We start from the raw sequence: 17,221 nt of genomic DNA, 5'->3' as shown, positions 1-17,221 counted from the left end.
GAAGCAAGCGATGTGCCATTGTGTACAGAATCGGGGCAGGATGATCGTGCCGGATCTTATCGTGCGATCAGTGGCTTGGGGGACATTTCGGCCGGCGCACGGCCAGTCGCCTCAGTGACCTATCTGCCCAAATCATAGGCAGCCGGGATCAGGTGAAGCCGGAGAGGATCCGGAGCAGCTGTGCCCGGTTCTCCTTGCCGATCTTCGCCTCGACGTGCCGCTCGTGCTCGGCCGCGAGCCGCTTGAATTTCGTCAGCGCCGTCTCGCCCTGCGCGGTGAGGTGCAGCGCATGCGAGCGCCGGTCCTGCTTCGACTTGATCCGCTTCACCAGCTTGCGCTGCTCGAGGCTGTCGAGCAGGTGCACCAGCCGGGCGCGCTCGATGCCGAGGCGTTTTGCCACCGCCATCTGCGACAGGCCCGGATTGGCGCCGATCACGGTCAGCACCGAATATTGCGTCGGCCTGATGTCGACCTCGCCGAGCGTCTTGATGAAGTCCTGAAAGATCCAGATCTGGAAGCGCCGTACCGCATAGCCGGCGTGGCCGGCCAGTGCGTCGAGGCCGATGTCGTCGGCACCATCGCGTGGTGCTGCGCCGTTGCCGGCGCGCTTGCGCGGGGCGTGGCGGCCGTCGGCCCGGGATGCTGTGGCTGTCACGTCGTGTCTCCTGTCGCGCAACCCTAGCGCCCTTGGACCCGGAGCGAAAGATTGTTGTTGACGACAACAATTGGCGTGCCCAACATTATAGGCCAAAGCAGCCCGGAACGAGGCCGCGGCCGATCCTGTAACCGGGATGGAGGAGGAAACACATGACAGTCGCCTCACATGGTGACGTTGCAGGCCTGTTCGCAACGCCAAGGACCGTCGCAGAGCATCGGCCCGACGGCAGCATCGTTCTGCGCTCGCCTGAGCCTCTCGGCGAGACTGCGCGCTGCACCGGCGATTGGCTGGAGCAATGGGCGCAGCAAAGGCCGGATGCGATCTTCCTGGCCGAGCGCGGCAATGTCGAAATGCCCTGGACCACCGTCACCTATGCGCAGGCGCTTCGCAAGGTGCGCGCCGCCGCGTCCTGGGTCCTGGCACAAGGGCTCAGCGCGGACCGCCCCGTCGCGATCCTCTCGGACAACAGCATCGATCATGCGCTGCTCGCGCTCGCCGCCCAGCATGTCGGCGTGCCCTCGGCGGCGATCTCGCCGGCCTATTCGCTGATGTCGAAAGATTTCGACAAGCTCAAGAGCATGATTGCGCTGCTCGATCCTGGCGCGATCTACGTCTCTGCGCTTCAGCCGTTCGCACCGGCGCTGGCTGCCATCGAGCCGCTGCACAGCGCGCAGATCATCAGCGGCAATGCCGATGACACTGAGGTGCTCGCGTTCCGCGCCGTTGCGGCCACCCCCGAGACGGCCGACGTCGCAAGAGCCTTTGCGGCACTCACGCCTGATACGATCGCGAAATTCCTGTTCACCTCGGGCTCGACGGGCACGCCGAAAGCCGTCATCAACACCCAGCGCATGCTGACGTCGAGCCAGCAGGCCAAGGCGCAGACCTGGACCTTCCTCGAACGGAGCCGCGATCTCGTCATTCTCGATTGGCTGCCCTGGAGCCACACCTTCGGCGCCAACCACAATTTCAACCTCGTGCTGCGCAACGGCGGCGCGCTCTACATCGACGGCGGCAAGCCCGCGCCCGGCCTGTTCGCGACCTCGCTCGCCAACCTCAGAAGCGTGATGCCGACGGTCTATTTCAACGTGCCGCGCGGCTTCGACATGCTGATCGCGGCACTGCGCAGCGACGAGGAATTGCGCCGCCGCTTCTTCGGCGAGGTGAAATTCGCCTTCTATGCCGGGGCCGCGCTGCCGCAGAATCTGTGGGATGCTCTCGAAGAGCTCTCACTCGAGACGGTCGGCCGCAAGCTGCCGATGGTCTCGGCCTGGGGCTCGACGGAAACCTCACCGCTCGCCACCGACTGTCATTTTCTCGCCGAGCGCTCCGGCAACATCGGCGTGCCCATTCCCGGCACCGAGCTGAAGCTCGTCACCTCCGGCGACAAGCTGGAGGTGCGGGTGCGTGGCCCCAACGTCACGCCCGGCTATTGGAAGGCACCCGAGCTGACCAGGCAAGCGTTCGACGAGGAGGGCTTTTACTTGATCGGCGACGCGGTGAAGCTTGCCGATAGCGCGCGCCCCGAGCGCGGCCTGTTCTTCGACGGTCGCGTTGCCGAAGACTTCAAGCTCAATTCCGGCACCTGGGTCAGCGTCGGCGGCTTGCGCGTTGCCGGCATCGCCGCGCTGGCGCCGCTGGCTCAGGACATCGTCGTCGCCGGTCACGGCGGTGACGAGGTGCGTTTCCTGGTGTTCCCGAATATTGCGGCTTGCCGCGCCCATGCCGGTCTGCCCGAAACGGCGGCGGCCAGCGACGTGCTGGCGCACGACAAGGTCCGCAGCGCCATCGCGCAGGGTTTGGCGAAGCTGAAACAGCAGAGCGCCAACTCCTCCGGTCACGCCACCCGCGCGCTGCTGCTCGCCGAGCCACCGTCGGTCGACGGCGGCGAGATCACCGACAAGGGCTACATCAACCAGCGCGCCGTGCTGACGCGCCGCGCCGATGCGGTAGCGCGGCTGAACGATGATGCGTCGGGTGAGTGGATCGGATTGTAAAGGCCGAGTTAGCGACGCCACATTCCGCTGTCATTCCGGGGCGCGCCTCTTGGCGCGAGCCCGGAATCCATTTCACCGTAGGGGTGGTGCACGATGGATTCCGGGTTCGCGCTACGCGCGCCCCGGAATGACGAGTGGGATACGCCAACAACCCTGTCGCAACATCCTGCCGATTCTTTTGTTGCCTAAGCAACTAATCTGTGCGAACCGTTCCAGACAGAGATGACGGCGGGCGAACCGCCGCGTTCTTTTCTGGAGGAAGCAATGCGCGGCAGAAGGGGTGCCGTCGGCAAATGCCGGCGCATGATCGGGAGTGACGGGAGCTTGCGCGCCGCGCGCGACCCGTCAGGTGTCGACGCTGCCGGTGACTGCGCCGAGGTTTTCGTGCAGCCGGCGCAAGAGATCGATCAGCACCTCGCGTTCGTCCTTACTGAGGCAGGACAACAGCCGTCGCTCGCGTTCGAACGCAGCGACGATCACCTTGTCATGGGTGGCGCGGCCCCTTGCCGTCAACGAGATCGAGTGGGTGCGGCCGTCGTTCGGGTCGGTGCGGATCGACACCAGCCCGCGCTTTTCGAGGCCGGCAAGCGTCCGGCTCACCGGCCCCTTGTCGAAGCCGATGACGTGGCAGATGCGCGAGGCCGGGATGCCGGGTTCGATCGCCAACAGCGACATGATCCGCCATTCGGTGACGTTGACACCGAACTCGCGCTGATAGAACGCGGTCGCGCTGTTCGAGAGCTTGTTGGCGATGAAGGTGATGAACGCCGGGACGTAACGGTCGAGATCGAGCGTCGGCCCTGCATCATGGGGCGCGGGCTTGTGGCGGGCTTTGGTCGAGGACGGCGGCATATCGGGTTTCTGACTCGCGGCGGGCCCAAAGACCTAAGGGCATGCGTCGTCCTTTCACAAGATCAAAATGAGGGAGGTCTTCCATGACCGCATCCGGCTGCGCGGGATCGGGTGTCCCGCATGTCGACGTCGACCCCTTCGACATGAGCTTTTTTGCCGACCCCTATCCGGCGCATGAGCTGCTGCGGGAAGCCGGCCCCGTGGTCTATCTCGACAAGTGGAACGTCTATGGCGTGGCGCGCTATGCGGAGGTCCACGCTGTGCTGAACGATCCCGCAACCTTCTGCTCCAGCCGCGGCGTCGGCCTTTCCGACTTCAAGAAGGAGGCGCCGTGGCGACCGCCGAGCCTGATCCTCGAGGCCGATCCGCCGGCGCACACCCGCACCCGCGCCGTCCTGTCAAAAGTGTTGTCGCCGACCGTGATGAAGCAGGTCCGTGACCGCTTTGCCGAGGCGGCCGAGGCGCGTGTCGATGCCCTGCTGCAGATGCGCAGCTTCGATGCGATCGCGGATCTCGCCGAGGCCTACCCGCTCTCGATCTTTCCGGATGCGCTGGGCCTGAAACCGGAGGGGCGTGAGCATCTGATTCCCTACGCGAGCGTGGTATTCAACGCGTTCGGCCCGCCCAACCGGCTGCGCCAGGAGGCGATCGAACGATCGGCGCCGCATCAGGCATACGTTGCCGAGCAGTGCCAGCGCGAGAATCTGGCACCCAGCGGCTTCGGCGCCTGCATCCACGCGCAGGTCGACGAGGGTGCTATCACGGCCACCGAAGCGCCGCTGCTGGTGCGCTCGCTGCTGTCGGCCGGACTCGACACGACAGTCAACGGCATCGGCGCTGCGGTGTATTGCCTCGCGCGCTTTCCCGATCAATGGCAGCGGCTGCGCGACGACCTCACGCTCGCGCGCGGTGCCTTCGAGGAGGCCGTGCGCTTCGAGAGCCCGGTGCAGACCTTCTTCCGCACCACCACCCGTGAGGTCGAGCTCTCCGGTGCGCGAATCGGCGAGGGCGAGAAGGTGCTGATGTTCCTTGCCGCCGCCAACCGCGATCCGCGGCGCTGGGATGCCCCCGACAGGTACGACATCACCCGCCGCACCTCCGGCCATGTCGGCTTCGGCTCCGGCATCCACATGTGCGTCGGCCAGCTCGTCGCCCGCCTCGAAGGCGAGGTGATGCTGACGGCGCTGGCGCGCCGCATCGCGAGAATCGAGATCACGGGCGAGCCGAAGCGCCGTTTCAACAACACGCTGCGCGGGCTCGACAGCCTGCCTGTGACGATCACCCCGGCCTGACGAGGAGCTTGATGCCTGCCATTACCTTCATCCATCCCGACGGCAAGTCCTATCGCGTCGAGACCGCGGGCGGCGAGAGCGCCATGCAGGCCGCGACCCGTCACGGCCTCGACGGCATTCTGGCCGAATGCGGCGGCAACGCGATGTGCGCGACCTGCCATGTCTATGTCGACGAGAGCTGGCTCGCGCGCCTGCCTGCGATGGCCGACGACGAGGATGCGCTGCTCGACGGCACCGCCGCTGAGCGGCGACGGACGAGCCGACTGTCCTGTCAGATCACGATCACGCCCGATCTCGATGGGCTCGTCCTGAAGTTGCCAGAGCGGCAGGTCTGATCTGCCAAGCCGTCGGATCTTCGCAAAATATCAAACAGGGAGGGAATGATGAAACATCTGAAGTGGACGCTCGCGCTGGCTGCGAGCTTGGTGACCGGCGCGGCCAACGCCGAAATATCGGACAACGTCGTGCGCATCGGCGTGCTCAACGACATCTCCGGCATCTTCCAGGACACCAATGGCATGGGCTCGGTCGAGGCCGCGCGGATGGCGGCGGAGGATTTCAACGGCGGCGGCAAGGGCATCAAGGTCGAGATCGTCTATGCCGATCACCAGAACAAAGCCGATGTCGGCAACGCCATCGCGCGCAAATGGCTCGACGTCGAAGGCGTCGACGCGATCGTCGACGTGCCGAACTCGGCCGTCGGTCTTTCCATCAACGCGCTTCTGCGCGACAGCCGCATGACCTTCCTGGCGTCCTCGACCGCAAGCTCGGACCTCACCGGCAAGGCCTGCTCGCCCAACACGATCCAATGGGTCAACGACGCCTGGGCGACCGGCAACACCACCGCAGCCGCCATGGTGTCGCGCGGCGGCAAGGATTGGTATTTCCTCACGGTCGATTACGCGCTCGGCAAGGGCATCGAGGCGGAGGCGCAGAAATACATCGAGGGGCACGGCGGCAAGGTGATCGGCTCGTCCAAGCATCCGCTCGGCACCTCCGATTTCGCGTCCTTCCTGCTGCAGGCGCAAAGCTCGAAGGCGCAGGTCATCGGGCTCGCCAATGCAGGCGGCGACACCATCAACGCGGTGAAGCAGGCCGCCGAATTCGGCATCCAGCAGAGTGGGCAGAAGCTCGTCGCCTTTCTGCTCTTCATCAACGACGTTCACGGCATGGGCATCAAGGTCGCGCAGGGCCTCCAGCTCATGGAAGCCTTCTACTGGGACATGAACGATGATACGCGCGCGTTCGCCAAGCGTTTTGCTGCACGGCCCGGCATGAACGGCAAGATGCCGAGCGGCAATCAGGCCGGAGTCTATGCTTCCACGCTCGCTTATCTCAACGCCGTCGCCGCCACCGGCAGCGACAATGCCAAGCAGGTCGTGCCCGAGATGAAGAAGTTCAAGGGCAAGGACAAGCTGTTCGGCGACACCGCGATCCGTCAGGACGGTCGCGTCGTGCATCCGATGTACCTGTTCGAGGTGAAGAAGCCGGAGGAGTCGAAATATCCGTACGATTATTACAAGCTGGTCGCGACGATTCCCGCAGACCAGGCGTTCCGCCCGCTGGCGGAGGGCGGGTGCGAGCTGGTGAAGTAGCGGCCGCGAGCGCGGCGCAATTGCACCCTCTCCCCTTGTGGGAGAGGGTGGCTTCGCGAAGCGAAGCCGGGTGAGGGGTCTCTCTCCTCACGAACAATCGCGAGAGTTGAGAGAACCCCTCATCCGGCGCCGTAGCCGAAGCTCTGCTTCGGCGTTCTTAAGAACGGCGGCCGAAGGCCGCCTATGCCACCTTCTCCCACAAGGGGAGAAGGAAGTAAGACTACACCACCTTGCTCGACCCCTGCGTGATCAACCGCGCTGCGCGCTGGTCTCGCGCGTAGATCCACAGCCAGCTCAGCGCGACGCTGAGGCGGTGGCGCAGGCCGATCAGGAAGTAGATGTGGGCGATGCCCCAGATCCACCACGCGATGGTGCCGCGCAGCTTGATCTTGCCGAAATCGATGATTGCGAGCCGCTTGCCGATCTGCGCGAGGTTACCGGAATGCTTATAGCGGAACGGACCCGCTGCAGCGCCGCGCAGGCGCGCTTTGATGGTCTCCGCGACGTGACGGCCCTGCTGCTTGGCGGCCGGCGCGATGCCGGGCACCGGCTTGCCGTCCCAGGCGTTGATGCTGACGGTATCCCCGATCGCGAAGATCTCGGGATGGCCTGATATGGTGAGGTCGGCCTCGACCAGCACGCGCCCGGCGCGATCGTGCGCTGCGCCGAGCCATTCGGCAGCGGGCGAGGCGCGCACGCCGGCGGCCCAGATCCGTGTCTTGGCCTCGAGCAGTTTGCCGCCGAACACGACGCCCTCGCGATTGATCTCGGTGACGGCCTGCCCGAGCACGACTTCGACGCCGATCTTTTCCAGCGAGGCCTGCGCATAGGCTGATAGCTCGTCGGGAAAGCCGGCGAGCACGCGCTGGCCGGCCTCGATCAGCACGACGCGGGCCTTGTGCGTGTCGATGTTGCGGAAATCGGCGGGCAGGGTGTGATGCGCCATCTCGGCGATGGTGCCGGCGAGCTCGACGCCGGTCGGGCCGGCGCCGACGATCACGAAGGTCAGCCGTGCCGCGCGCCGCTTTGGATCGATCTCGCGCTCGGCGCGCTCGAACGCCACCAGGATGTGCCGGCGCAAGGTGGTCGCATCCTCCAGCGTCTTCAGGCCGGGGGCGAACTGCTCCCATTCATCGTGGCCGAAATAGGCGTGCCGCGCGCCCGTGGCCAGCACCAGCGTGTCGTAGGGCACCTCGCTGCCGTCGTCGATCAGCACGCAGCGTCGTTCGGCATCGACGCCGCTCACGGTGGCGAACAGCGTCGTCACCTCGCGCCGGTCGCGCATGAGATGACGGATCGGCCAGGCGATCTCGCTGGTTGCGAGCGAGGCGGTCGCGACCTGGTAAAGCAGGGGCTGGAACAGATGATGATTGCGGCGGTCGATCAGCGTGATCTCGACGGGAGCGCCCGCAAGCCGGTAAGTCGCCTCCAGCCCGCCGAAGCCGGCGCCGACGATGACGACGCGATGGGGATTTGCGGCCATGATTTAACCCTCGAATCTCGCTGCTGCTCGCCTTCATTTAAGTGCGGATTGGGCGCCGCGGTCCAATAGAGGTCATCAATCGTCGCATAGGCCTGATGTATCGATCTGGCGCGAAAAAGCGCCGCAGCCTCCCGGACCGGCCCTGGGCCGGCCTCGGCCGAAGTGAGTAGAATTATAATTCTTGCCATCTCAGATTGGGGCGAAATATGGTGCAGGGCGGGCGCTGAGCCATTGGCGGCGCGACATATTTTGCGTTCAATAGAGACAGGCCTGGAGCGGCGATCACCCCGCTTCCAGGACCGATAATTAAGGAGGGAGTGTTATGAGGACGGCATTCTGGCTGGCGGGCGCAGCGGCGCTGGTGCTGGCAAATCAGGCATTCGCCGGAGACACCATCAAGATCGGCTTCGTCTCGACCTTCAGCGGCCCGACCGCCGTGATCGGCAACGACATGCGCAATTCCTTCGAGCTCGCGCTCGATCATCTCGGCCGCAAGATGGCCGGCAAGCCGGTCGAGGTGCTCTACGAGGACGACGGGCAGAAGCCCGACGTCGGCAAGCAGAAGACCGAGAAGCTGGTGCAGTCGGACAAGGTCGATTTCATCGTCGGCTATATCTGGTCGAACGTGCTGCTCGCCTCGCTCAAGACCGCGGTCGATTCGAAGACCTTCCTGATCTCGGCCAATGCCGGGCCGTCGCAGCTCGCGGGCGAGCTGTGCTCGCCTTACGTGTTCTCGACCTCCTGGCAGAACGACCAGACCCCGCAGGCGGTCGGCACCTATATGAACCAGAAGGGTGTCAAGTCGGTGTTCCTGATCGGCCCGAACTATGCCGCCGGCAAGGACATGCTGGCCGGCGTCAAGAGCACCTTCAAGGGTCAGGTCGTGGGTGAGGAATATACGGTGTGGCCGAGCCAGCTCGACTTCTCCGCCGAGCTCTCCAAGGCGCGTGCCTCCGGCGCCGAGTCGATCTTCGTGTTCTACCCGGGTGCTGCTGGCGTGCAATTCCTGAACCAATATGCACAGGCCGGGCTAAAGAGCACGATGCCGCTCTACACCGCCTTCACCATCGACGAGCTCTCGCTGCCGCTCCAGAAGGAGAACGCGCTCGGGGTGCCCGGCGCGCAGCAATGGGTCAACGACCTCCCCAACGAGCAGAACAAGCGCTTCGTCGCCGACTACCGCAAGAAGTACCCCGGCCTGCGCCCGACCTTCTACGGCGCGCAGTCCTATGACGCCGCGAACCTGATCAACAGCGCCGTCGTCGCCGTGAAGGGAGACACCTCCAAGAAGGACGAGATGAAGGCCGAGATGGAGAAGGCCAACTTCAAGTCGGTGCGCGGCGCGTTCAAGTTCGGCAACAACCACATCCCGATCCAGAACTTCTATCTGCAGGACGTGGTCAAGGATTCCGAAGGCCAGCTCGCCTTGAAGACCGTCGCCACCATCGTCGAGAACGACCAGGATCGCTTCCACGAGAAGTGCAAGATGAAGTGAGCCACAAGCGACGTAGCCCCTTCTCCCCTTGTGGGAGAAGGTGGCGCGAAGCGCCGGATGAGGGGTTCTCTCCCCTTGCAAGATTGTCCGTGAGGAGAGAGACCCCTCACCCGTTCCGCCGCTTTGCGGCGAGCCACCCTCTCCCGCAAGGGGAGAGGGGAAGCAGAATTGCCTACACCCTCGGCATGCTTGCCGGGCGCACCTCGCGCGCTTGCGCTGCGAGCCTGATGCCGGCGTTGGCCGCGCCAAAACCCTGATAGTTCCTGCGCTCGACGATCTCGAAGAAGAAGCGCTCGTCGAAGATGTGGGTGTAGACCTGGAAGAACTCGCCGTCGCCTTCGCGGTCGTAGAGGATGTGGTTGGCGCGCAGCTGCGCCATCAGTTCGGGCGAAAGATCGTATTTGGCTTCGATGTCGTCGTAGTAATTGTCGGGGATGTCCAGGAAGCCCGCGCCGCGCTGGCGCATCGCGGCGACGGTCGCAAAAATATCCTGACACGCGAAGGCGACATGCTGCACGCCCGAGCCGAAGAACTCGGAGATGAAGCGCGCCGGCAGGGTGCGGTTGGCAGAGGAGCCGTTGAGCACGAAGCGCAGGCTCTGGTCGGCGTTGATGACGGCCTGGCTCTGCACGAGGCCTCTGGGGTCGGCGATCTCTATCTGCGGCAGGCGTTTCAGATCGAGAATGCCGGTGTAGAACAGCAGCCAGGTCAGCATCTCGTCATAGGGCATCGACTGCGCGATGTGGTCGACGGCGACCAGCGCATCGGCGCTGGCGTCGCTTGCGACAGGCTCGAAATCGGTGTCCCAGTTCTTGCCGGCTTGGTCGAGAAAATAGAGCAGGCTGCCGCCGACGCCATGGATCGCGGGAATCTCGAGTTCACCCGGTCCGACCGGCTGGTAGAAGGTGCGCGCTTTCAGCGTCTCGGCACGCTGCATGGCGCGGTCGGCGTCGTCGACGTCGAGCGCGATGGCGCAGACGCCGGGCCCGTGGGTGACATAGTGCGAATGCGCAAAGCCGTCGGTCTCGCAATTGATGACGAGCTCGACCTTGCCCTGCGACCAGCGCTCCACCGCCTTGCTGCGGTGCTGGCCGCTCTTGCGGAAGCCGAGCTGTGAGAACAGGCGGCCAAGCTCGCCGGCCTTGCTCTCGTTCACGGCAAATTCGATGAAGCCGGTGCCGCGGCTCTTCGCCTTCGGGGCCAGCGCCTTGCCGGCGAAATTCGGCCAGTCCGGTGCGAGCTGGTCCTCCAGCAGAATCAGCGAGCGCAGGCCATCGACGGCGGTCTGTGCGGCCGAGCCGGCGCGGAACTGGTCGTTGAAGATTTCCAGCGACAGCGGTCCGGCATAGCCGGTCGCTGCGATCGCCGCCATGAACGCGCCGACCGGCAGGTCGCCCTGGCCGGGGAAAGAGCGGAAGTGCCGGCTCAATGACAGGATGTCGAGCTCGAGCCTTGGCGCGTCGGAGAGCTGCACCAGAAAGATCTTGTCGCCGGGGATCGAGGCCATGGCGCGGGTCGGAAAGCCAGGTGCCAGCGCATGGAAGCTGTCGAGGATGACGCCAATCGCGGGATGATCGGCGCGGCGCACGATCTCCCAGGCGTCGCGGTAATCGTTGACGTGGCGGCCCCAGGCCAGCGCCTCATAGCCGACGCGCAAACGACGTTTCGCGGCGCGATCGCCAAGCTCGCGAAAATCGTCAGCCGCGCGGTCGATGCCGCCGAGCGCGGCGGGTGAGACGTTGGAGCAGATCAGCAACAGATCGGTGCCGAGCTCCTGCATCAGGTCGAACTTCCGCTCCGCGCGGGCGAAGTTGCGCGCACGCTGCGGCTCCGGCATGCCCTCGAAATCGCGGAACGGCTGGAACGCACAGATCTCGAGATTGAGGTCCGTGCACATCTTCGCGATATCGCGTGGGCCGGCACCGAACGACAGCAGGTCGTTCTCGAAGATTTCGACCGCATCGAAGCCCGCGGCGGCGATGGCGCGGAGCTTTTCGTCGAGGCTGCCTGAGAGGGAGACGGTGGCGATCGAGCGCTTGTTCATGCGGCCTGCTCCATGATCTGCCCCGGCGAGATCGTTTGCCCGGTACGCGCGGCCGCGCTGACGGCTTCGACGACGGCGAGCGTTCCCATCGCGTCCTCGACCGAGATCAGCGGCTGTTCACGGCCGGCAATCATTGCGCAGAAATGCCGGAGCTGCTCGACCAGCGGATCGAACGCGGGCGGCGCGATGGTCGCGCGCGACAGCGGCGCGTACCAGCCGGGCTGCTCTGTGTATGACCACAGCTCCATGTTCGGCACGGAGAGCGAACCCGCCGTCCCTGCGAAGATGTAGCAGGGCTGGTCCTGCCTGGGATAGGCCGGGTTCTCGCCTGAGGAGAGCTCCCAGCTCCACGGCGCCGGCGTCGCATCCGACACGGTTACCGTGCCCAGCGCGCCGTTGGCAAAGCGCAGCAGCAGCGCGGCGGTGTCTTCGACCGGAAAGTCGCGCACCTTGTTCGAGGTCAGCGCCTGCACCTCGACGATCTCGCCGCAGATGAAGCGGAGATTGTCGATGTCGTGGATGAGATTGATCAGCAGTGGCCCGCCGCCTGCCTCGCGCCGCCAGGCGACCTCGAAATAGTCGTCGGGCTTCTTGAGGAGCCATAGCCCGACCACGGCCGTGAGCTGGCCGAGCTTTCCGTTCGTCACGGCCTCGCGGGCCGACTTGATGACGGGATTGTGCCGCCGGTGGTGGCCGACCAGCATCGGCACGCCGGTGCGTCTCACCGCCGCGCACAGGCGTTGCGCGGTGGCAACCGTCTCGGTCACCGGCTTCTCGATCAATGCCGGCACGCCGGCTTCGGCGCAGTCGAGCGCCATCGGCAAGTGCAGCGTGTTGGGCGAGGCAATGATGAGGCCGTCGGGCCTCTCTTCTGCCAGCAGGGCGCGATGGTCCGCATAGCAGGGCACGCCATGCGCCAGCGCATAGTCCTTGGCGGCGGGCGAGGGGTCCGCAATGCCGGCGAGCACGCAATCCTGGGAGGACTCGATCAACTCGATATGGCGACGGCCGATCAGGCCGGCGCCTGCCACGGCGATCCGCATCTTCGCCTTCATGCCGCACTCTCCTCCATGGCGCCGCCGAGGAAGAGCTGCCCGATGCGCGGATCGTTCAGAATGCGCCTGGCGTCATCGACCATGCGGGTCTGGCCAAGCTCCAGCACGATGCCGATGTCGGAGATCTCCAGCGCCGAGCGCGCGTTCTGCTCGATCATCAGGATGGTGACGCCGCGATCGCGCAAGCTCTTGAGGATGTCGAAGGTCTGCTGCACCATCAGCGGCGACAGACCGATCGAGGGCTCGTCGACCAGCACCAGCTTCGGCTCGAGCAGCAGCGAGCGGGCGATCTCGAGCTGCTTCTGCTCGCCGCCTGACAGCGTCGAGGCCTGCTGCGCGGACTTGCGCCGCAATGCCGGAAACAGGTCGAGCGCCGCCTCGATCCGCTTGGGCAGGTCGAGGCCCTTGTCGGCGGCGACGCCGCCGAGCTCGATATTGTGGCGCACCGACAGCTCGGGAAAGATGTTGCGGCCCTGCGGCACGTAGCAGATGCCGGCGTTGAGCAGCGCGCGCTGGCTCAAATTGGTGACGTCGCGGCCGGCGAAGCTGATCTTGCCTTCGCGCAGCTTGAGCAGGCCGAAGATGGCCTTGAATACCGTCGATTTGCCGGCGCCGTTCGGGCCGATGATCGTCGTGATCGTGGCTGACGGCACGGCAAACGTCGTGCCGTTCAAGATCGTCATCTTGCCGTAGCCGCCGACGAGATTGTGGACCGAGAGAATGGGATCGCTCATTACGCGCTCCTAATGTCCGAGATAGGCTTCGATCACGGCGGGGTTCTTGCGAACCTCGTCGGGCCGGCCCATCGCCAGCACCTTGCCTTCCGCCATCACCATCACGCGCGAGCACAGCGACATCACGAACTCCATGTTGTGCTCGATCACGACGAAGGTGGCGTTCTTCTCGCGGTTGATCGCGACCAGGCGCTCCTTGAGGTCCGCCAGCATCGACGGGTTGACGCCGCCGGCTGGCTCGTCGAGCAGCACCAGGCGCGAGCCGCCCATGAAGGCCATGGCGGCATCGAGCAGTTTTTGCTGACCATAAGAGAGAGCCCCAGCCGGCTCGTCGGCGAGATGGTCGAGCTTGAAGAAGCCGATCATCTGGTTCGCGGCCTCCGTCAGCCCGGCATCGGAGCGGCCGACCAGGCGCGAGGCCATGTTGCCCTGGTGCTCCTGTCCGGCGAGGATCAGGTTCTCGCGCACCGAGAGCTTTGGGAACACCTGCAACAGCTGGAAGGTGCGGCTGACCCCGAGCTTGTTGAGCTCGGAGGGACGCAGGCCCGTGACGACCTGTCCGTCGAGCTTGACTTCGCCGCCGGTCGGCGTGAGCTGGCCGAGGATGCAGTTGAACAGCGTGGACTTGCCGCAGCCGTTCGGCCCGATCAGGCCGAGGATCTCGCCCTCGCGCACGTCGAACGAGACCCCGTTGACGGCGTGGATGCCGCCAAAGCTCTTCTTGATGTCGGTGACTTCGAGGACCGCGCTCATTGCGCCGTCTCCAGGCGCGACTTTGCGACGGCGCGCAGCGCGGACGCCGCCTTGGTGCGGCGCTCGGCGAGATATCGGTCGAGGATTCCGAGAATGCCGGTCGGCGACCAGATCAGCAGCAGCATCACGGCGACGGCGTAGAGCATCAGGTAGTAGCCTTCCGTGAAGCGCAACCATTCCGGCAGCAGCACCGCGATCATCGCTCCCAGGAACGGACCGAGATAGAAGCCGGCGCCGCCGACGATCACCATCAGCAGGAGGTCGAGCGAGAGCGACAGGTTGAACGGCACGGGATCGATATATTGCGTCAGCGGCGCATAGAGCGCTCCGGCGACGCCGCCGAGTGCCGAGCCGATCGCGAAGGCCATCAGCGTGTAGCGGCGGGTATCGACGCCGAGGGATTGCGCGCGCAACGGATTCTCGCGCAGCGCCATGAAGGCACGGCCCCAGGGCGATCGGATCAGCCACCACACCGCAAGCGAGACGATCGCGAGCGAGCCGAGGCAGACATAGTAGAACGGCAGCGGTTTGTTGGTCGCGATGCCGAAGATGTGCGGACGCGGAATGTTGGAGATGCCGTAGATGCCGCCGGTCAGCCAGCTCTCGTTGCGGAACACCAGGAAGGCGAGGGTGGAAAAGGCGAGGGTGACGAAGGCGAGGTAATGGTGCTGCACGCGCAGTGCGGGATAGCCGAGCACCCAGCCGATCGCAAAGCTCAAGACGATCGCCACCAGGATCGCCGCCGGCAGCGGCCAGCCATGTGTGGTCATGATCGCGGCCGCATAGGCGCCGATGCCGACGAAGGCGCCTTGCGCCAGCGAGACCTGGCCGGCATAGCCGAGCGTGAGATTGAGCCCCATGGCGGCGATGCTCATCACCGCCCATTGGCTCAGGATGAACAGGCCGTAGCGGTTGAAGTTCATGGGGACGATGATCAGCGCGGCGATGATGGCAAGGCCGAGCGCGATCTTCAGGGGTTTGGCGATGCCGCTCATACGGTGCGCTCCTCGGCACGGCCGAGCAAGCCCTGCGGCCGGAACAGGATGACGGCGATCAGGAACATCATCGGCACGGCGGCGCGATACTGCGTCGAGACATAGGCCGCCGCGAGATTGTCGAGTACGCCGATCAGCAGGCCGCCGGCGATGGCGCCGCGCACCTGGTTGAAGCCGCCGACGATCGCGGCGATGAAGGCGGCCTGGCCCAGCACCTCGCCGGACGAGAATTTTGCGAGGTAGATCGGTGTGATCAGCAGCGAGGCCAGCGCCACCAGGAAGGCGTTGATCAGGAAGGTCAGCAGGATCATGCGCTCGACCGGGACGCCGATGATGCGGGCCACCGTCGGGTTCTGCGCCGCCGCCTGCATCTGGTGGCCGAGCGAGGTACGGCTCAGCAGCGTGGTCAGGCCGAGAACGGCGAGGATGGCAACAGTGAGCACGCCGATGCTCTGCAGCGACACAGCATGGCCGAGGATGGAGATGTCGCCGGTCGGCACGATCGAGGGGAAGGGCGAAGCCTCCGCGCTGTAGAACTGCTTGACCGATTCCTTGATGGCGATCGCGAGCGCCATGGTCGCGATCGCCAGCGGTAGCACACCGTGACGCATCATCGGGTCCACCAGCAGCATCTTGAAGGCGAGCCCGAGCAGGATCAGCGAGAGCAGGATGCCGAGGATGATCGCGAGCCAGAACGGCGCGCCCACATGCATCGCGGCCAGCATCAGGAACGCCGGCAGCATCACGAACTCGCCTTGCGCGAAATTGATAGTCTGCGAGGTCTGCCACAGCAGCGTGAAGCCGACCGCGACCAGCGCGTAGATGGCGCCGGTGGCGAGCCCCGCGACCAGTAGATCGAATAGGTTGGACATGTTCCCCTCTTTCCTCTCCCTCTCCCCGCTCTCTTTCTTCTCCCTCTCCCCGTACTTACGGGGAGAGGGTTGGGGTGAGGGGCTGTCTCCGCGTACTCGATTGTCACCGTCGTCGCGGAAGCAGCCCCTCACCCCGCCCTCTTCCCGCGAAGGGGCGGGGAGAGGGAGACGAAAGATCTCTCCCCGCGTAGAGCGGGGCGAGGGAGAAGGGCCACGCTTCACTTCACCTTGGGCAGCACCTGCTTCACCACCTGCTTGCCTTCGACCACCTCGACCAGGAAGCTCTGGCGGTCGATGTCGCCGGTGTCGCTGAAGGTGACGTCCATCAAAATGCCCGGCTCGTCCGCGGCCTTGATGGTGAGGCCGTGCAGCGTGTCGGCGAACTTCTTCGGGTCGACCTTGCCCATCTTTTCCGTGGTCGCCTTCACCATGTAGACGGCGAGGTAGCCCTTCAGGCCGTTATGATCGGGGACGTAATTGTACTTCTTGGAGAACTTCTCGCGGAACGCCTTGACCAGATCGACCGGCGCGTCGGTGGTGAGGCCGACATGGCCGCGCGCGCCGTTGGCGGCATCGCCCGCGAGCTCGATCACCTTCTGGCCGATCAGCGTGGTCTCGCCCATCAGCGGCGCGGTGACGCCCTGGCGCTTCAGCTCCTTCAGGATGCGCGCGCTCTCTTCCTCGTTCAGGTAGACGAACACGGCGTCGGGATTGGCGGCCTTGATCTTGCCGACGTCGGCGGCGAAGTCGGCCTGGCCCGCTTCGGTGGAGAGATCGGCGACGACCTTGGAGCCGAGCCGGTCGAGCTCCTTGACCACGACGTCGCGGCCACCGCGGCCGAAATCGTTGTTGACCCAGACCACCGCAACGGTCTTCGCCTTCATCTCGTCGTGGATGTACTTTGCGACCTTCGGCATTGAGGATTGCTGGCCGAAGGAGGTGCGGAACAGGAACTTGTTTCCTGTCTGCGTCAGCTCGGCGGCTTCGCCGCCCATGATCTGCGCGATGCCGGCTTCGGCCGCGAGCGGCGCGGTCACCTTCACCGAGCCGGAATAACCGGGCCCGAGCAGCACATAGGGCTCGGCGTCGAGCGCCTTCTGCACCTGGGCGCGCGCCACGCCGGGGTTGGACTGCGAGTCGGCGTGGCTGACCTCGAGCTTGCGGCCGAGCACGCCGCCCTTGGCGTTGATCTCCTCGATCGCGAGGTCGATGCCGTTCTTCCAGTTCGTGCCGACGGTGGCGCCGCCGCCCGAGAGCTCCGCGACGTTGGCGAGCTTGATTGCCTGGGCAAAGGCGCCCGTTGCAGTCATGACGGTGAGCAATGCGCCCACCACTAGCGTTGATTTCATCGTCCTCTCCTCCCGTTTCAAATCTTGCAAGCAGCCTTGTATCCGGC

General features: G+C 65.2%; 15 protein-coding genes. 5 read left to right on the top strand and 10 right to left on the bottom strand.

Annotated elements, in window-relative coordinates:
* Nucleotides 1-148: 148 nt before the first annotated feature.
* Nucleotides 149-655: a MarR family winged helix-turn-helix transcriptional regulator gene (locus N2605_RS32805; protein ID WP_260345028.1), complete on the bottom strand. Its 507-nt coding sequence runs from the start codon at nucleotides 653-655 to the stop codon at nucleotides 149-151.
* 152 nt (nucleotides 656-807) lie between these two features.
* On the opposite strand from N2605_RS32805, the gene N2605_RS32800 reads away from it, so the two are divergent.
* A complete protein-coding gene (locus N2605_RS32800) occupies nucleotides 808-2,655 on the top strand; it encodes a feruloyl-CoA synthase (RefSeq protein ID WP_225147467.1) in 1,848 nt (615 codons plus the stop codon).
* Nucleotides 2,656-3,000: 345 nt separating this feature from the next.
* Here the strand turns inward: N2605_RS32800 and N2605_RS32795 are convergent, their stop codons facing one another.
* Nucleotides 3,001-3,507 carry a MarR family winged helix-turn-helix transcriptional regulator gene (locus tag N2605_RS32795; protein ID WP_036001836.1) on the bottom strand — a complete coding sequence of 169 codons (507 nt, stop codon included), beginning with the start codon at nucleotides 3,505-3,507 and terminating at the stop codon, nucleotides 3,001-3,003.
* Between the two features lie 83 nt (nucleotides 3,508-3,590).
* On the opposite strand from N2605_RS32795, the gene N2605_RS32790 reads away from it, so the two are divergent.
* Genes N2605_RS32790 through N2605_RS32780 form a run of 3 tightly spaced genes read left to right on the top strand, consistent with a single transcriptional unit; the run spans nucleotide 3,591 to nucleotide 6,394 of the window.
* Nucleotides 3,591-4,799 (top strand): cytochrome P450, encoded by a 1,209-nt coding sequence (locus tag N2605_RS32790; protein WP_225147466.1) that lies wholly within the window; start codon nucleotides 3,591-3,593, stop codon nucleotides 4,797-4,799.
* A gap of 11 nt (nucleotides 4,800-4,810) precedes the next feature.
* A complete protein-coding gene (locus N2605_RS32785) occupies nucleotides 4,811-5,134 on the top strand; it encodes a 2Fe-2S iron-sulfur cluster-binding protein (protein WP_225147465.1) in 324 nt (107 codons plus the stop codon).
* Nucleotides 5,135-5,182: 48 nt separating this feature from the next.
* Nucleotides 5,183-6,394 carry an ABC transporter substrate-binding protein gene (locus N2605_RS32780; protein ID WP_036001888.1) on the top strand — a complete coding sequence of 404 codons (1,212 nt, stop codon included), beginning with the start codon at nucleotides 5,183-5,185 and terminating at the stop codon, nucleotides 6,392-6,394.
* 220 nt (nucleotides 6,395-6,614) lie between these two features.
* Here N2605_RS32780 and N2605_RS32775 read toward each other — a convergent pair whose 3' ends face one another.
* Nucleotides 6,615-7,877: an NAD(P)/FAD-dependent oxidoreductase gene (locus N2605_RS32775; protein ID WP_036001827.1), complete on the bottom strand. Its 1,263-nt coding sequence runs from the start codon at nucleotides 7,875-7,877 to the stop codon at nucleotides 6,615-6,617.
* 322 nt (nucleotides 7,878-8,199) lie between these two features.
* Here N2605_RS32775 and N2605_RS32770 point away from each other — a divergent pair, with 322 nt between their 5' ends.
* Entirely contained in the window at nucleotides 8,200-9,372 is a 1,173-nt protein-coding gene (locus tag N2605_RS32770) for an ABC transporter substrate-binding protein (RefSeq protein WP_036001824.1), read from the top strand.
* A 172-nt stretch (nucleotides 9,373-9,544) separates the two neighbouring features.
* On the opposite strand, the gene N2605_RS32765 is transcribed toward N2605_RS32770, so the two are convergent.
* From N2605_RS32765 to N2605_RS32735, 7 genes are all read right to left on the bottom strand, one after another.
* Entirely contained in the window at nucleotides 9,545-11,416 is a 1,872-nt protein-coding gene (locus N2605_RS32765) for a bifunctional sugar phosphate isomerase/epimerase/4-hydroxyphenylpyruvate dioxygenase family protein (RefSeq protein ID WP_260345027.1), read from the bottom strand.
* Complete coding sequence (locus tag N2605_RS32760) at nucleotides 11,413-12,471, bottom strand: Gfo/Idh/MocA family protein (protein WP_260345026.1); 1,059 nt, start codon at nucleotides 12,469-12,471, stop codon at nucleotides 11,413-11,415. Before N2605_RS32760 ends, N2605_RS32765 begins: the two co-directional genes overlap by 4 nt.
* On the bottom strand, nucleotides 12,468-13,205 hold the full coding sequence (locus tag N2605_RS32755; protein ID WP_036020339.1) for an ABC transporter ATP-binding protein: 738 nt from the start codon (nucleotides 13,203-13,205) through the stop codon (nucleotides 12,468-12,470). Before N2605_RS32755 ends, N2605_RS32760 begins: the two co-directional genes overlap by 4 nt.
* Nucleotides 13,206-13,214: 9 nt before the next feature.
* Entirely contained in the window at nucleotides 13,215-13,958 is a 744-nt protein-coding gene (locus N2605_RS32750) for an ABC transporter ATP-binding protein (RefSeq protein ID WP_225185353.1), read from the bottom strand.
* The gene (locus tag N2605_RS32745; RefSeq protein WP_225185352.1) at nucleotides 13,955-14,953 is read right to left on the bottom strand and encodes a branched-chain amino acid ABC transporter permease; all 999 of its coding nucleotides are present in this window, start codon (nucleotides 14,951-14,953) and stop codon (nucleotides 13,955-13,957) included. The genes N2605_RS32750 and N2605_RS32745 overlap by 4 nt, the downstream gene beginning before the upstream one ends.
* Entirely contained in the window at nucleotides 14,950-15,825 is an 876-nt protein-coding gene (locus N2605_RS32740; RefSeq protein ID WP_036020345.1) for a branched-chain amino acid ABC transporter permease, read from the bottom strand. Before N2605_RS32740 ends, N2605_RS32745 begins: the two co-directional genes overlap by 4 nt.
* A gap of 218 nt (nucleotides 15,826-16,043) precedes the next feature.
* Nucleotides 16,044-17,174 carry an ABC transporter substrate-binding protein gene (locus N2605_RS32735; protein ID WP_036001805.1) on the bottom strand — a complete coding sequence of 377 codons (1,131 nt, stop codon included), beginning with the start codon at nucleotides 17,172-17,174 and terminating at the stop codon, nucleotides 16,044-16,046.
* Nucleotides 17,175-17,221 lie beyond the last annotated feature (47 nt).

The organism is Bradyrhizobium yuanmingense, assembly GCF_025200905.1.
GTDB classification, from domain to species: Bacteria; Pseudomonadota; Alphaproteobacteria; order Rhizobiales; family Xanthobacteraceae; genus Bradyrhizobium; species Bradyrhizobium yuanmingense.
The sequence above is the reverse complement of the archived record's forward strand: the minus strand, read 5'-3'. Positions and strand labels throughout refer to the sequence as shown.

Coding starts and splice junctions, on each gene's coding strand:
- N2605_RS32800 (WP_225147467.1), top strand. CDS start 808: ATGACAGTCGCCTCACATGGTGACGTTGCAGGCCTGTTCGCAACGCCA.
- N2605_RS32795 (WP_036001836.1), bottom strand. CDS start 3,507: ATGCCGCCGTCCTCGACCAAAGCCCGCCACAAGCCCGCGCCCCATGAT.
- N2605_RS32790 (WP_225147466.1), top strand. CDS start 3,591: ATGACCGCATCCGGCTGCGCGGGATCGGGTGTCCCGCATGTCGACGTC.
- N2605_RS32785 (WP_225147465.1), top strand. CDS start 4,811: ATGCCTGCCATTACCTTCATCCATCCCGACGGCAAGTCCTATCGCGTC.
- N2605_RS32780 (WP_036001888.1), top strand. CDS start 5,183: ATGAAACATCTGAAGTGGACGCTCGCGCTGGCTGCGAGCTTGGTGACC.
- N2605_RS32775 (WP_036001827.1), bottom strand. CDS start 7,877: ATGGCCGCAAATCCCCATCGCGTCGTCATCGTCGGCGCCGGCTTCGGC.
- N2605_RS32770 (WP_036001824.1), top strand. CDS start 8,200: ATGAGGACGGCATTCTGGCTGGCGGGCGCAGCGGCGCTGGTGCTGGCA.
- N2605_RS32765 (WP_260345027.1), bottom strand. CDS start 11,416: ATGAACAAGCGCTCGATCGCCACCGTCTCCCTCTCAGGCAGCCTCGAC.
- N2605_RS32760 (WP_260345026.1), bottom strand. CDS start 12,471: ATGAAGGCGAAGATGCGGATCGCCGTGGCAGGCGCCGGCCTGATCGGC.
- N2605_RS32755 (WP_036020339.1), bottom strand. CDS start 13,205: ATGAGCGATCCCATTCTCTCGGTCCACAATCTCGTCGGCGGCTACGGC.
- N2605_RS32750 (WP_225185353.1), bottom strand. CDS start 13,958: ATGAGCGCGGTCCTCGAAGTCACCGACATCAAGAAGAGCTTTGGCGGC.
- N2605_RS32745 (WP_225185352.1), bottom strand. CDS start 14,953: ATGAGCGGCATCGCCAAACCCCTGAAGATCGCGCTCGGCCTTGCCATC.
- N2605_RS32740 (WP_036020345.1), bottom strand. CDS start 15,825: ATGTCCAACCTATTCGATCTACTGGTCGCGGGGCTCGCCACCGGCGCC.
- N2605_RS32735 (WP_036001805.1), bottom strand. CDS start 17,174: ATGAAATCAACGCTAGTGGTGGGCGCATTGCTCACCGTCATGACTGCA.